This window comes from Streptomyces sp. NPDC029674 (genome assembly GCF_044903205.1).
Lineage (GTDB): Bacteria > Actinomycetota > Actinomycetes > Streptomycetales > Streptomycetaceae > Streptomyces.
The window spans coordinates 152,567-165,725 of record NZ_JBJDPY010000004.1 but is presented as its reverse complement, the minus strand read 5'-3'; the positions used below and the strand labels follow the sequence as shown (position 1 = coordinate 165,725).

Below are 13,159 nucleotides of genomic sequence, written 5' to 3'. Positions count from 1 at the left end.
GCCGACCATTTGGAGAACCCCCCGTGCCCGAGCACACCTTCCGACTCAACGGCGAGCAGGTCACGGTCGACGTCGCCGACGACGTGCGGCTGCTGTGGGTGCTGCGCGACGTCCTGGGCGTCACCGGACCGAAGTACGGCTGCGGCATCAACGTCTGCAAGGCCTGCACCAGCCACCTCAACGGCAAGGCCGCCAACCCCTGCGCCATCCCCGTCAAGGACCTCCGGCCGACCGACGAGGTCACCACCATCGAAGGGCTCCCGGCCACGGTGGACGCCGACCTGCACCCGATGCAGCAGGCCTGGCTCGACCAGGACGTGGCCCAGTGCGGCTACTGCCAGCCCGGCCAGATCATGGCCGCCGTCGCCCTGGTCGCACGCGCCGCCGAGGAGAACCGGCAGATCACCGACGCGGACCTCGACGGCATCCGCAACATCTGCCGGTGCGGAACGTACTTCCGCATACGTGAGGCGGTCAGGGCGGGGGCACGGAACATGTGACCGCCGACGGCAGAAGGGGGCGCGGCCGGGCCCCGGTCACTCCCGGATCCGCGCCCCTTCGCGAGCGAGCACGCCGAACCACTGCTCGGCGCCGTACTCCTCGAACCTCTCCACCTCGGTGAACCCGAGCTTCGCCGCGAGGCGCATGGCGCGGACGTTGGCGCTCCGGGTGCAGAGGACCACCGGCTCGCCGGGCAGCGTGCCGGCGAACCAGTCGAGTACCGCGGCGCACGCCTCGGCGGCGTATCCGCGTCCCCACGCCCCGGGCAGGAACATGTAGCCGAGTTCGGCCTCTCCGGCCTCCGGACGGACGTGTCCCGGACGCTCGGCGCCGCGCCGGTCGAGCGTGACCATGCCGATCATCGCTCCGTCGAGCTCGACGACGAAGAAGCCGGGGCGCCGCCCCGGCACCTCGGGCACCGCGCGTTCGAGCTCGTCGCGCGGTCGGGGGCCACCGGTGTAGGTGCCCACCTCAGGTGAGGCGAACAGCTCGATGAACGCGGCACGGTCCCGGGCCTCGGACTCCCGGAGCACGAGCCGCTCGGTTCTGATCGGGGCGGAGGGCCGGGCAAGGGCGACGGGTCCGGGCTCAGTCATGGCGGCAACGTATCGCACACCCGTGTGAGTACTCCGGCGGTTCGCCTCAGCCGTCCCGTAGGCGGATCGCCATCCGCCCGCTGCCCGGGGCGTGTTCCAGCACCACGTACCGGCTCAGGGCCGCGAGGGCGACGAGGCAGCCGCCCATCTCCAAGCCCTCCTCAACGAGGGTGCCCAGCATGAGGACGGTGCTGTGGCCGCCGTCGAGCGCCCACCCGTTGAACGCCTCGGTCAGCAGCGCTCCGCCCAGGTAGACCGCGAGCGCGCCCAGCAGCCCGTACCGGAGGTCGCGCGGGAGCTTCCGCGCCCACAGCACGGCACACACGGTGCCCGCCGCCGCGAGGGCCGCGCCGGGCAGCACCCAGGCGTGCGTGGGCAGCGAGCCCCCGGCCCACTCCTTCCACGACCGGCCGACCTCGCCGAGGCGTTCGTGCCAGGAGACCGTCTCGTCGACGCTGAGCAGGGCCGTCGCGGCGGCGAGACCGAGCCAGGACAGCCGCCCGGGCCGCGCGCCGCGCCCGCTGAGCAGCGCGGCGATCAGCGCCGTGCCCGCCACGGTCAGGAGCAGCGTGCTGTTCCACCAGGTGGCGAGGTTGGCCTCCACATCCACGTTCACGAGCCTGCGGATCGTCGGGATGGCGTCGTAGTGGTTGTAGGCGCGGGTGGCGAGATCGGCGACGAGTAGGAAGGCGGTGGCGCCCGCGGCGAGCCATAAGGCGCGGCGGGAGCGGGGCGACGGTCTCGCGAGGTCGCCCACGACCGGGCCGCGCGTCTGAGAATCGGTCATACGTGCGGACATTAGCCGCTTGCTCAGCGGACGAAGCGTCCGCGGCGCCCCGGGCGGAGCTCCCTCCAGCGGCGCACTAGCGGCGCACGCGCGGCATCCCCAGGCCGATCCAGGAGATGATCTCGCGCTGGATCTCGTTGTTCCCGCCGCCGAACGTGAAGATCACCGCCGAGCGGTAGCCGCGTTCCAGCTCGCCGTGGAGGACCGCGCCCGCCGAGCCCTCCTTCAGGGCGCCGGCCGCCCCGACGACCTCCATGAGCCAGGCGTACGCGTCACGGCGCGCCTCGGAGCCGTAGACCTTGACGGCGGAGGCGTCCTGCGGGGTGAGGGTGCCTTCCTGAACGGCGTTCACCATCTGCCAGTTGAGGAGTTTCATCGCGTCGAGTTTGGTGTGGGTCATGGCGAGCCGCCCGCGGACCCAGGGGAGGTCGACGACCCGGCGGCCGTCCGCCAGCTTGGTGTCCATGGCCCACCGCTGCACGTTGTGGAAGGCGCGGATGGCCATGGTGCCGTGGGCGGCGAGGGTGACGCGTTCGTGGTTGAGCTGGTTGGTGATGAGGCGCCAGCCCTTGTTCTCCTCGCCGACGCGGCGGGAGACGGGGACGCGGACGTTCTCGTAGTAACTGGCGGTGGTGTCGTGCGAGGCGAGCGTGTTGATGAGGGTGCAGGAGTAGCCGGGGTCGCTGGTCGGGACCAGGAGCATGGTGATGCCCTTGTGGAGCGGAACTCCTTCTTCGGGCGTCGAAGTACGGACGGCGAGCCAGACCCAGTCCGCGGTGTCGCCGTTGGTGGTCCAGACCTTCTGCCCGTTGACCGTGTAGTGGCCGGTGGCCTCGTCGCCTTCCCTGACCGCCTTCGTCTTCAGCGACGCGAGGTCCGTACCGGCGTCGGGTTCGCTGTAGCCGATGGCGAAGTCCAGCTCGCCGGAGAGGATCCGGGGCAGGAAGTACGCCTTCTGCTCGTCCGTGCCGAACTGCATGATGGTCGGGCCGACGGTGTTGAGGGCCATGAGCGGCAGCGGTACGCCCGCCTGCGCCGCCTCGTCGAAGAAGATGAACTGCTCCATGGGCGAGAGCCCGCGCCCGCCGTACTCCTCCGGCCAGCCGACCCCGAGCCACCCGTCGGCCCCCAGGCGCCGGACGGTCTCCCGGTAGAACCGCTTCTGGGCCGCGGGTTCGCCGTACCGCTGATAGGAGTCGTCCGGCACGAGCTCGGCGAAATACGCACGCAGCTCGGTGCGCAACTGCTGCTGCTCAGGCGTGTATTCGAGGTGCACGGCCCCTCCAGGCTCTACTGGCTCACTGCCCGGCGCGCCCGGGCGCGCCCGGATCGCTCGGTCCCGGACCTGACGGCGCACACAGTAGAACCCGTTGCAGAAATAGGGAATGGACGGTGCGACGGTGCTCAGCTCCCGGCGGCGGCCCCTACGGGACGGCGGAGGCGGCGCAGGGTCCGGATCAGGAGCGGCGGCAGCAGCACGCACTGCGCCGCGACCGCCAGCCAGAAGAGGTTCGCGTGGCCGGAGCGCTCGGCCCATGCGTAGCCTTCGCCTCCCGCGATCCCGCTGGCGAACGCGCCGATCCCGGCCGCCATGCGCTGACGGCCGAAGACGACGGCGGGTGACCGGGCGGACCGGGCCAGGGCTTCGAGGTCGTTCTTGAGGAAGAGGACGACCTCCCCGAGGCAGATGAGCAGCGCTCCGGCCAGGATGGCTGCGGGGTGGCCGAGGGCCAGCGCGGCCATGCCTGCGGCCAGCGAGGCGAAACCGACGCGCAGGGCGCGGGAGTAGGGCAGGCGGGCGATCCGGTCCGACAGGAGGGGCTGGGTGACGACGAGGAGCAGGGCGTAGAGCGCGAGGACGAGGCTGTAGAAGAGCGTCGAGGTCCTGCCCACGACGTAGAGCGCGAGGTAGTGCTGGAAGAACATGAAGGCGTACACGCTCAGCACGGTCATCGCGAAGGGGAGGTGCGCGGGGAGCGGCCCGGCGCCTCTCTGCCGAGCGGCTGCCTGCTCCGCCTTTTCCGGTCGGTCCTCGTGCGTCTCCTCGTGCGTCTCCTCGTGCGTCTCCTCGTGCGTCTCTACGGGCAGCAGCGCGTGCCCCGCCGTGATCAGTGCGAACAGGGCCGTCACGGCGGTGAACAAACCGGCCGAGGCGGTGAGTATGAACGGGGCGGCGGCGATCGGGCCCAGCGCGATCCCGGCGTTGAGGGCGGAACTGCTCGCGGAGAGGAGCAGCGGGCGCCGGTCCTCCCCCACGCCGTGCACCAAGTACGCCTTGTTCGCCGGCAGATAGAGCGCGGCCCCGCAGGAGACGAGGAAGAGCGCGGTGATCGCCGCCGCCGGCCGGCCCAGTCCGGGCAGGAAGGCGGCGAACCCGGCGGTGCGGACCAGCAGGGCGAGCAGCATGGTGCGTTGCAGGCCGATGCGTTCGGCGATGGCGGCACCGACGACGCCGCCCGAGAACTGCACGAACGAGGCGACGGCGAGCACCGCGCCGACGGTGCCGAGCCCCATGCCGAGCCGTTCGTGCAGCAGGACCGACATGAAGGGCAGCACGGCGAAGCTGCCCAGAGGTATGAGGAACGACCCGGCCAGCAGGAAGTACTGCGGGCCGGTGAGTTCGGTCAACCGTGCGAGGCGGGGGCCCGGCCGTCCGGGCGGTTTCCGCGACGGTGCCTTCGTCATCCCCGGTCGTCGGTGTCGACGCCGGTCCCGGTGTCGGTCTCGGTGTCGGTCTCGATGGTCGGGCGTATGCTCCCGGCTGCGCTGAGCGCCCGGTGCAGGGCCAGCTCGGCGGTGGCTGCCCCGGCCAGCAGGATGCCGGTGCAGCCGCGTTGGTCGCTCAGGTGCTCCACGCGTCGGCCCGGGACGGCGGTGGGATACCACTCGGGTGAGCCGGGGAACGCGGACAGGCCGTCGAGGCCGCTCCAGCCGGTGAGGGTGCCGGGGCGGTCGGGGTAGACGAGTACGAAGGCGGTGGCAGGAGCGTCCGGGAAGTCCAGCGGGTGCAGGGCATCCAGTGCGTCCAGCAGCGCGGGGCGCCGGCCCAGCGCCGTGTCGACCATGGCGTCGTACACGTTGGTGTCCAGCGCCCGGCACAGCGCCTCACCGACGAGCGCGCCGCCGATGCGGCGGTTGATCTCCACCAGCTCCGGACCGTCCGCGGTGAGGACGAACTCCACGTGGGCGAAGCCGCTGTCGTGGCCCGCGGCGGCCAGCACGCGCCCCACCCACTCCTCGATCAGGGCGAGTTCGGGGCGTGGGAAGGCGACGGGGAAGGCCGCGGCCTCCTCGCGGACGGAGGGTTCGGGCGACATCTGGCGGCTGAGTACGCCGAGCAGCTTCGTCTCGCCCTCCCAGCCGAGGGTCTCCGCGCTGTAGACCGGTCCGGAGAAGTAGCGCTCGGCGAACAGCCGCCCGCTGAAAGCGCGTTGAGCTGCCTCGGTGAGGGCCGTACGGAGCTGTCGCTCGTCGCGTACGGGCCACACGTTGCGGGAGGACGTGCCCGCGGAGTCCTTCAGGACGGCGGGCAGGCCGACCGTACGGAGGATCTCGGCGGCCGCGGAGACATCGGCGGGTACGTCGACGGCACCGCTGCGGCTCAGGCCCCGCTCGTGGAGGAGGGCGCGCACCCGGCTCTTGTCCCGCAGCAGGCGGACCGCGCTCGGGTCAGGGCCCGGCAGGCCGAACTTGGCCGCGAGGTCGGCGCCCGGGACGCCCCACGTATCGGTCGAGTTGATGAGCCCCTTCAGGCCGGGCAGCGCGGCCAGGGCGTCGGCGCAGGCCGCGGTGTCGGTGGTGTCCAGGTCGACGATGTCGAGCGCCCCGGGGTCGAGGTGGGCGAGTTCGTGGCGGTAGACGTCACGGTCGCCGGTGAGCAGGCAGAGCCGGTGCCCGGCATTCCCCGCCGCCTCGACGAGGCGGCCGAGGCCGAAGGTGAGTGCTTCCAGAGCGGCGATGGTCACGGTGTCCGGTCCTCCTGAGATGGCGCGCCGAGCGGGGCGGCGAATGAGTCGTGGCGTACGTCGTAACGCCTGCGGTTCCACTCCATCGCCGACCACGGCGGGGTGAGGTCGGCGAGGTCGGTGATCTGGTGCGGTTTCAGGGTGCGCGGATCGAGGGCCTCGCGGTGCCGGGCGAAGACGCGGTCCGTGTAGCGGTGTCCGGTGTCGGCGCCGATGACCAGGTGCGTGCGGTCGGGGTCGCGGGCGGCCTCCCAGCCCGCGACGAGGTGGGCGGCGCCGGTCGAAAGCCCCGCGAACACGGCGTGCTCCCGCAGCAGGCCGACGGCGCCCGCCATGGCGTGCCGGAAGTCGAGCCAGTGGACGGTGTCGTAGAGGTCGTGGTGGACGTTGTCGAACGGGATGGAGCTGCCGATTCCGGCGATGATCGCCTCGGGGTCGCTGAATCCCTCACTGCCGAAGGTGACGCTGCCGAAGGGCTGCACGCCCAGCAGACGTACGTCACGCCCGCGCCCGCGCAGCGCCCGGACGAGGCCCCCGCTGGAGGAGCCCGTGCCCACGGCACCCACCACGGTCAGCGGCACGCCGGGCAGCGCGCGGTCGACGAGGGCGGCGAACTCCCGGTAGCCGGTGTAGTGGACGGCGTCGTGGTACTGGCGCATCCAGTGCATCCCGGGCCGCTCGGCCAGCAGGCGGCGAACCCGCCGGACCCGGCCCTCCTGGTCGAGCCGCAGGTCCTTCGAGGGCGGCATCTGGTCCACGGTGGCGCCGAGGACTTCCAGTTGGGCGCGCATGGTGGCGTCGACGGTGGTGGAGGCGACGATGTGGCAGTGCAGTCCGTAGCGGTGGCAGGCCATGGCCAGGGCGAGGGCGTAGATGCCGCTGGAGCTGTCGACGAGGGTCTGGCCCGGCTGCACGGTGCCGCGCTCCAGCAGGGTGCGGACCGCGCCGAGGGCGGCGTAGACCTTGAGGGTCTCGAAGCGGGCGAGCACGGCGTTGCCGGAGAGCCGCAGCAGGTCGGGGGCTTTGATCGCGTCGGTGATGTGCTCGTGGACCGGGGTGGGAGCCGGGACGGGGGCAGGGCCGGGCGCGGTGCCGTGGGCGGTCTCGGTAGGCGTCACGTCGCCGTCACCGCCCGACCGAGCGCAGGTAGCGGCCCAGGTCCTCGGCGCCCGTGACGTTGCGGGGGCCGCTGACGACGTCGCCGTACGACATGACGTGGAAGCGGTTGTTCTTCACCGCGGGAACGGACTTCAGGGACGGCAGCGACTTGAGGTGGGCGATCTTCTCCTTGGCGGGCTGGTCCGCATAGTCGACGATCACAATGACGTCGGGCCTGGCCTTGATGACCGGCTCCCAGCCGACCGTCGTCCACCCCTTGTCGAGGTTCCCGAAGACGTTGGTGCCGCCGGCGGCGGTGATGATGCTGTCCGGCGCGGCGTGCCGGCCGGCGGTGAACGGCTGGTCGGTGCCCGAGTCGTAGACGAACACCTTGGCCGGGTCGCCCTTGTCGGGCCAGGTCTTCTTCAGCGCGGCCACGCGGTTCTCGAGGCCGGTGACGAGTTTGTCGGCCCGCTTCTCGACGCCGAAGATCCTGCCGAGGTTGTCCAGGTCCGTGTAGAGCGCCTGGAGCGGTGACACATCGGTGTCACCGGCGTTCTTCTTGCCGTAGTCCCAGCAGGTCTCGGTGTGCAGGTAGCTGGCGACGCCCACCTTGTCCAACAGGGCGGGTGTGATGCCGCGTTCCTCGCTGAAGCCGGAGTTCCAGCCCGCGAGCACCCAGTCGGCGTTCGCGTCGACGACGATCTCCCGGGTGATGCGCTCGGTGCCGAGACGGTCGACCTCGGTGTACTTCTCGCGCCAGGGCGAGCCCTTGATGGAGGGGTCGCCGAGCTTGTTCATGACGTATCCGCGCATGCGGTCGTCCAGCCCCAGGGCGAACATCTTCTCCGCGCCGCTCACGTCGTACGCGATCGCCCGCTTCGGGCGGGTGTACGTGACGTCCTTGCCGCAGTTGGAGACGGTGACGGTGACGGGCTTGCTGTCCGCCGCCCGTTCGACCTCGGCGCCGCAGCCCGCGGTCAGCAGGAGCCCGGTGGCCAGGAACCCGGCGGTGAGGGCTCGGGGGAACGGTGGTCTGGTCACGAGTGTGGTCCTTCCGGGGACGCGTCGGCGGAGGCCGGCGCGAGGTCGTAGAGCAGTTGGGGGATTCCGGTTCGTGGGTGGGGTACGACGGCCGCGTCGACGCCGAACACCTTCCGGACCAGCTCCGGGGTCAGGACCTCGGCAGGGGCGCCGGCGGCGACCAGACAGCCGGCGCCGAGCACGGCGATGCGGTCGCAGACCTGGGCCGCAAGGTTGAGGTCGTGCAGAGCGGTCAGCACGGTCAGTCCGGAGCCGCGCAGGAACGACAGCAGCTCCACCTGGTGGCGTACGTCGAGGTGGTTGGTGGGTTCGTCGAGGACGAGCAGCCGGGGCTCCTGGGCCAGCGCCCGCGCGACCAGGACCCGCTGCCGCTCCCCTCCGGAGAGGCTCAGCACGCTGCGGTCAGCGAGGTGCGCGACGTCCAGCCGGTCCATCGCCTGCTCGCACAGGTCACGTTCGCGAGCGGTCAGGGGGTGGTTGCCCCGCGCATGCGGGGCGCGGCCCAGGGCGACCACTTCCTCGACGGTGAAGTCGAGTTCGGTGTGGCTCTCCTGAGTGAGGGCGGCGACCGAGCGGGCGCTGTCGCGAAGCTTCAGCGACGTCAGGTCGGTCCCGTCGAGCAGCACGGCCCCGGAGGTCGGCCTCAGGGCTCGGTAGACGCAGCGCAGTGCGGTCGACTTGCCGCTGCCGTTGGGGCCGACGATCCCGACGACGGAACCGGCGGCCACGTCGATGTTCAGCCGGTCGACGAGGGCGCGTCCGGCCGCCTCGACCGTCAAGTCACGTAGGGACAGGACCATTTACCGGCCTCCGAAGAGATAGCCGCGGCGGCGCATGAGGACGACGAACACCGGCACCCCGATCAGCGCGGTGATCACGCCGAGCGGCAACTCCTCGGGCGCGAACGCGGTACGGGCCACCAGGTCGACCCAGACCATGAAGCAGGCCCCGGCCAGGGGCGCGACGGCGAGCACCCGCCGGTGCGTGGAGCCGACCCAGATCCGCACCACATGGGGCAGCACGAGGCCGACGAAGCCGATCGCGCCGCTGACCGCGACGATCAGCCCGGTGACGGCCGCGGTGAGCACGAAGAGCCCGCGCCGCAATCCGTCCGCGTCCACGCCCAGGCTGGCCGCGGTCTCGTCGCCGAGCGAAAGCACGTCCAGGGACCTGCTGTGCCGCAGCAGCACCACGATCGCGACGAGCACGGCCGCGGTGACCAGGGGCAGTGACTCCCAGGTCGCCGAGCCGAGGCTGCCGAGGAGCCAGAACAGCACCGTCCGCGCGGCCTGCCCGTTCGGCGCGAGGAACACCAGGACGCTCATCAGCGCCTGGAAGCCGTACGCCAGCGCCACCCCGGTCAGCACCAGCCGCAACGGTGTCAGCCCCAGCGGACCGCGCGCGGCCAGGTACACCAGCACGGTCGCGCCGAGGGCACCGAGGAACGCGGCGGCCGACAGGGCGTACACCCCGAGCCCGGCGAAGATCCCGAAGACGACGACGCCGGTCGCACCCACCGAGGCGCCGGACGAGATGCCCAGCACGAACGGGTCCGCGAGGGCGTTGCGCACCAGCGCCTGGATGGCGACGCCCACGACGGAGAGCCCGGCGCCCACGACCGCGGCGAGCAGCACCCGTGGGGTGCGCACGTGCCACACGATGGAGTACCCGGTCACCTCGTCGGCGCCGATGCCGCCGCCGGTGAGGGCCGCGGTCAGGAAGTGCACGACGTCGCCGACCGGTACGACGGTCGGTCCCAGCGCGATGCCGGCCAGGATCGAGAGCGCGAGCGTCACGGAGAGCGCCACCAGCGTGGTCAGCAGGCGGCCGCGCCCCGCGGGCCGGTCCGCCGAGGGACGGCCCGTGGAGCCTTGGTGCGGTGCGCCGCGCGAGCGTGCGGCGCCGCCGGGAGCCGGCGTGGCGGACGCGGCCTGGGTCATGAAGTGCCCTCGGGCCGGGTGCCGGTCACGATCAGCCGCTTCGAGTGGTTGTCGTAGGGGCCGCCGTCGAAGCCGCCGTAGCACCGCACGTCGGTGAAGCCGGCCGACTCGAAGAGCGCGCGCAGCTCGGCCGCGCTGTAGAGGAAGGAGGTGATGGACGACTCGCGCGCCTCCCCGTCCCGCACCAGGGTCCAGTCGGTGCGCAGCCGGGTCCAGCTGTCGAGGACGGTGTCGCGCTGCACCACGTAGGCCCCGCCGTCGAGTTCGACGAGCTGAGGCCTGCCGATCCAGCCCGCGAGGACCTCCTTGCCCATCACGTCGACGAGCAGCCGGCCGCCCGGTACGAGGGAGTCGTGGGCGTTGCGCAGCACGCGCTCGTTGTCGAGCGGATCGTCGAAGTAGCCGAACGAGGTGAAGAGGTTGAGCACCACGTCGTACGTCTCCGGCTCGACGTGGGTCAGCATGTCGGCCCGGACCAGCCTGACGTCGGCCCCGGCGGCCGCGCACGCGGCGTCGGCCCGCTCGAGCATGGCCGCGCTGAGGTCGACCCCGGTCACCTCGCAGCCGCGGCGGGCCAGCGGCACCAGGTACAGGCCGGGCCCGCAGCACAGGTCGAGCACCCGGCTCCCGGCCGGGAAGTCGAGCAGCGGCGAATCGGTGACCAGGCTCTCGACGTCCGCGCGTCTGCGCTCGGAGAACATGGTCCCGGAGAAGTCCGACCAGAATCCGTCGTCCTCGTACCAGTGCATACAGCTGCCGCCTCGTTCCGGTGCGTCGTGCTCGTGGAGTGTGCTGGGGCTCTGTGCAGTGGTCGGACGGAGATCCGTTCTGGTTCCCGGCGAGTCGGCGCCACGTGGTCCGCGGGTCCGGCGTCCCCATGTCCGGATGTGACAGGGAACCGTCATTGCGGCCATGGAGTCCTGCGGTGAGGATGGGGACATGCCCCTCACACACCGGGTGGTCGTCGCGGTCTTCCCCGATGTCGACCTCCTCGACGTCACCGGCCCCGCCGAGGTCTTCGCGCTGGCCAACCGGGAGACCGGGGGCCGCGCGGGGTACCGGGTCCGCCTCGCCGGGCCGGCCGCCGGCGCGGTCCGGACGTCGGCGGGCGTGCGGCTCCTCGCCGACCTCTCGTTCGACGAGGTCGGCGCCGACGTGGACACGCTGCTCGTACCGGGCGCGGTGGACCTGACCGACGACGGGCCACGGGCGCGGGTCGATCCCGCCGTCGTGGCCTGGGTGAAGGACACCGCCCCGCACGCCCGGCGCGTGGCTTCGGTGTGCGTGGGGGCGCATGTGCTGGCCGCGGCGGGGCTGCTGGACGGGAGGACGGCGACCACCCACTGGTCGACCGCCGCCCAGCTCGCCGCCGACCATCCGGCCGTCACGGTCGACCCGGACCCGATCTTCGTCCGCACCGACCGCGGCCGGCTGTGGACCGGGGCAGGCATCAGCGCCTGCCTGGATCTCGCGCTGGCCCTGGTCGCCGAGGACCAGGGCGAGCAGACCGCTCTGGCGGTGGCCAGACAGCTCGTGCTCTACCTCAAACGGCAGGGCGGCCAGAGCCAGTTCTCGGTGCCGCTCGGCCGTTCCGCCACCAGCCGTCGCGACATCGACGAACTACGGCTCTGGATCACCGACCACCTCGACGACGACCTGTCCACGGGGGCCCTGGCCGCCCGGATGTGTCTGAGCGAGCGGCACTTCGCCCGCGTCTTCACCCAGGAGACGGGAACCAGCCCCGCGTCCTACGTGGAGGCCGCCCGCATCGAGGTCGCCCGGCGCCTGCTGGAGACCACCGACCGCCCGCTCGACCGGGTCGCGGCCGCGGCCGGGCTCGGCTCGGTGGAGACCCTGCACCGGGCGTTCCGCCGACAACTCGCCACCACACCGGTGGCCTACCGCCGCCGCTTCCGTACCCAGACCACCTGACGCGGCCCGGGCCACCAGCACTCGTACCCGTACCCGTACCGAACACCTTTGGCATGACCGCGAGGTCCCGAGCCCCGCCATGCCCAACTCCCCCTGGAAAGGCACCTGATGAGCACCGTCAACCCGTCCAAGTCCCTGCGCGACGTCTTCGGCCTGGACAACCGGCCGCCCCGGCTCGCCGATTCCGCACTCGTCCTGATCGACTATCAGAACACCTACCGCACGGGCGTGATGGAGCTGCACGGCGCCGACGAGGCCCTCGCGGCGGGTGCCCGGCTGCTGGCGCGGGCCCGCGCCGCGGGCATACCGATCGTCCACGTCATCAACGACGGCGGCGAGAACACGCCGTACGACATCCGCGCCCACATCGGCTCGATCAGCGACGAGGTCGCTCCGCTGGACGGCGAACCGGTGATCGTCAAGACGTTCCCGGACTCCTTCCGGGACACCGACCTCGAAAAGACGCTGACGGGGCTGGGCTTCGCCCCCGGCGGTGACAAGGACCTCGTCCTCGCGGGCTTCATGACGCACATGTGTGTCGCCTTCACCGCCCAGGGAGCCGTCAACCACGGCTACCGGCCCACCGTCGTCGCCGAGGCCACCGCCACGCGGGCGCTCACCGCGCCGGACGGCACGGTGGTGTCCGCACAGGCGCTGGGGGCCGCCGCCCTGACCACCATCACGGACCGGTTCGGTCCCGTCGTCCGCACCGTCGAGGACCTGCCGGCCTGATCCGCGCCGCCCGGGCAGCCGCCACGCCCGGGCAGCCGGCCCGCCCCCGGGAGATGACCCCGCCCGGCCCTCAGCCCAGTGTCGTCAGGAAGTCGTCGCACGCCTTCGCGCAGCGGCGGCAGGCGTCGGCGCAGCCGGCCGAGGCGGGGTTCAGGCCGCAGAGGGCGGCGCACTGGAGGCAGACCGCGCGGCACCACTCGACCTGCATACGGACCCGTTGCTCGTCCTGGTCGCCCGGGTCGCTCCGATCGCTCTGGTCGGCGAGGAGGCGGTAGGTCGCGTCGCAGACGTCGGCGCAGGCGGTGTTGAGCCGGGACCCGTCTCCGGACTCGGCCGGGCCCTGGCGCATGGTGCACGCGCGTACGCAGTCGTCGCAGGCCTGCGCGCAGGCGAAGCGGTCCTCCAGATAGCGGACGAGGTCCTGGTGGCTGAGCTCCTGCCGCTCCTGCCGCTCCTCCCGCTCCCTCGTCGGCGTGGTCCGCACGGCAGTCCGGGATGTCGTCGTTGTCACGGGGACCCCTCCCTTCGGTCCCGCCCGGGTAGCCGCCGCGTGGCGGATAAAAC

The 13,159-nt window shown here is 72.1% G+C and carries 14 protein-coding genes; 3 read left to right on the top strand and 11 right to left on the bottom strand.

Going from position 1 to position 13,159, the window contains the following annotated elements; all coding sequences use genetic code 11:
- The first annotated feature begins 23 nt into the window (after nt 1-23).
- A complete protein-coding gene (locus ACI2L3_RS11195) occupies nt 24-500 on the top strand; it encodes a (2Fe-2S)-binding protein (protein ID WP_404752073.1) in 477 nt (158 codons plus the stop codon).
- Nucleotides 501-536: 36 nt separating this feature from the next.
- Here the strand turns inward: ACI2L3_RS11195 and ACI2L3_RS11190 are convergent, their stop codons facing one another.
- From ACI2L3_RS11190 to ACI2L3_RS11145, 10 genes are all read right to left on the bottom strand, one after another.
- Nucleotides 537-1,097, bottom strand: a complete 561-nt coding sequence (locus ACI2L3_RS11190) for a GNAT family N-acetyltransferase (RefSeq protein WP_404752072.1) — start codon at nt 1,095-1,097, stop codon at nt 537-539.
- Between the two features lie 46 nt (nt 1,098-1,143).
- Nucleotides 1,144-1,884: a hypothetical protein gene (locus ACI2L3_RS11185; protein ID WP_404752071.1), complete on the bottom strand. Its 741-nt coding sequence runs from the start codon at nt 1,882-1,884 to the stop codon at nt 1,144-1,146.
- A 76-nt stretch (nt 1,885-1,960) separates the two neighbouring features.
- Complete coding sequence (locus ACI2L3_RS11180) at nt 1,961-3,160, bottom strand: acyl-CoA dehydrogenase family protein (protein ID WP_404752070.1); 1,200 nt, start codon at nt 3,158-3,160, stop codon at nt 1,961-1,963.
- A 128-nt stretch (nt 3,161-3,288) separates the two neighbouring features.
- Entirely contained in the window at nt 3,289-4,512 is a 1,224-nt protein-coding gene (locus tag ACI2L3_RS11175; protein WP_404752069.1) for an MFS transporter, read from the bottom strand.
- A 53-nt stretch (nt 4,513-4,565) separates the two neighbouring features.
- Complete coding sequence (locus ACI2L3_RS11170) at nt 4,566-5,849, bottom strand: ATP-grasp domain-containing protein (protein WP_404752068.1); 1,284 nt, start codon at nt 5,847-5,849, stop codon at nt 4,566-4,568.
- Nucleotides 5,846-6,967 (bottom strand): pyridoxal-phosphate dependent enzyme, encoded by a 1,122-nt coding sequence (locus ACI2L3_RS11165; RefSeq protein ID WP_404752067.1) that lies wholly within the window; start codon nt 6,965-6,967, stop codon nt 5,846-5,848. Before ACI2L3_RS11165 ends, ACI2L3_RS11170 begins: the two co-directional genes overlap by 4 nt.
- A 7-nt stretch (nt 6,968-6,974) precedes the next feature.
- Complete coding sequence (locus ACI2L3_RS11160) at nt 6,975-7,991, bottom strand: ABC transporter substrate-binding protein (RefSeq protein WP_404752066.1); 1,017 nt, start codon at nt 7,989-7,991, stop codon at nt 6,975-6,977.
- A complete protein-coding gene (locus ACI2L3_RS11155) occupies nt 7,988-8,791 on the bottom strand; it encodes an ABC transporter ATP-binding protein (RefSeq protein WP_404752065.1) in 804 nt (267 codons plus the stop codon). Before ACI2L3_RS11155 ends, ACI2L3_RS11160 begins: the two co-directional genes overlap by 4 nt.
- On the bottom strand, nt 8,792-9,931 hold the full coding sequence (locus ACI2L3_RS11150; protein ID WP_404752064.1) for a FecCD family ABC transporter permease: 1,140 nt from the start codon (nt 9,929-9,931) through the stop codon (nt 8,792-8,794).
- The gene (locus tag ACI2L3_RS11145; RefSeq protein WP_404752063.1) at nt 9,928-10,680 is read right to left on the bottom strand and encodes a class I SAM-dependent methyltransferase; all 753 of its coding nucleotides are present in this window, start codon (nt 10,678-10,680) and stop codon (nt 9,928-9,930) included. Before ACI2L3_RS11145 ends, ACI2L3_RS11150 begins: the two co-directional genes overlap by 4 nt.
- A 190-nt stretch (nt 10,681-10,870) precedes the next feature.
- Between ACI2L3_RS11145 and ACI2L3_RS11140 the strand changes: the two genes are divergently transcribed.
- Complete coding sequence (locus tag ACI2L3_RS11140; protein ID WP_404752062.1) at nt 10,871-11,863, top strand: GlxA family transcriptional regulator; 993 nt, start codon at nt 10,871-10,873, stop codon at nt 11,861-11,863.
- A 108-nt stretch (nt 11,864-11,971) separates the two neighbouring features.
- Nucleotides 11,972-12,595 (top strand): isochorismatase family protein, encoded by a 624-nt coding sequence (locus ACI2L3_RS11135; RefSeq protein WP_404752061.1) that lies wholly within the window; start codon nt 11,972-11,974, stop codon nt 12,593-12,595.
- A gap of 70 nt (nt 12,596-12,665) precedes the next feature.
- Here ACI2L3_RS11135 and ACI2L3_RS11130 read toward each other — a convergent pair whose 3' ends face one another.
- Nucleotides 12,666-13,106, bottom strand: coding sequence for a four-helix bundle copper-binding protein (locus tag ACI2L3_RS11130; RefSeq protein ID WP_404752060.1), 441 nt, complete (start codon nt 13,104-13,106; stop codon nt 12,666-12,668).
- Nucleotides 13,107-13,159: the final 53 nt, after the last annotated feature.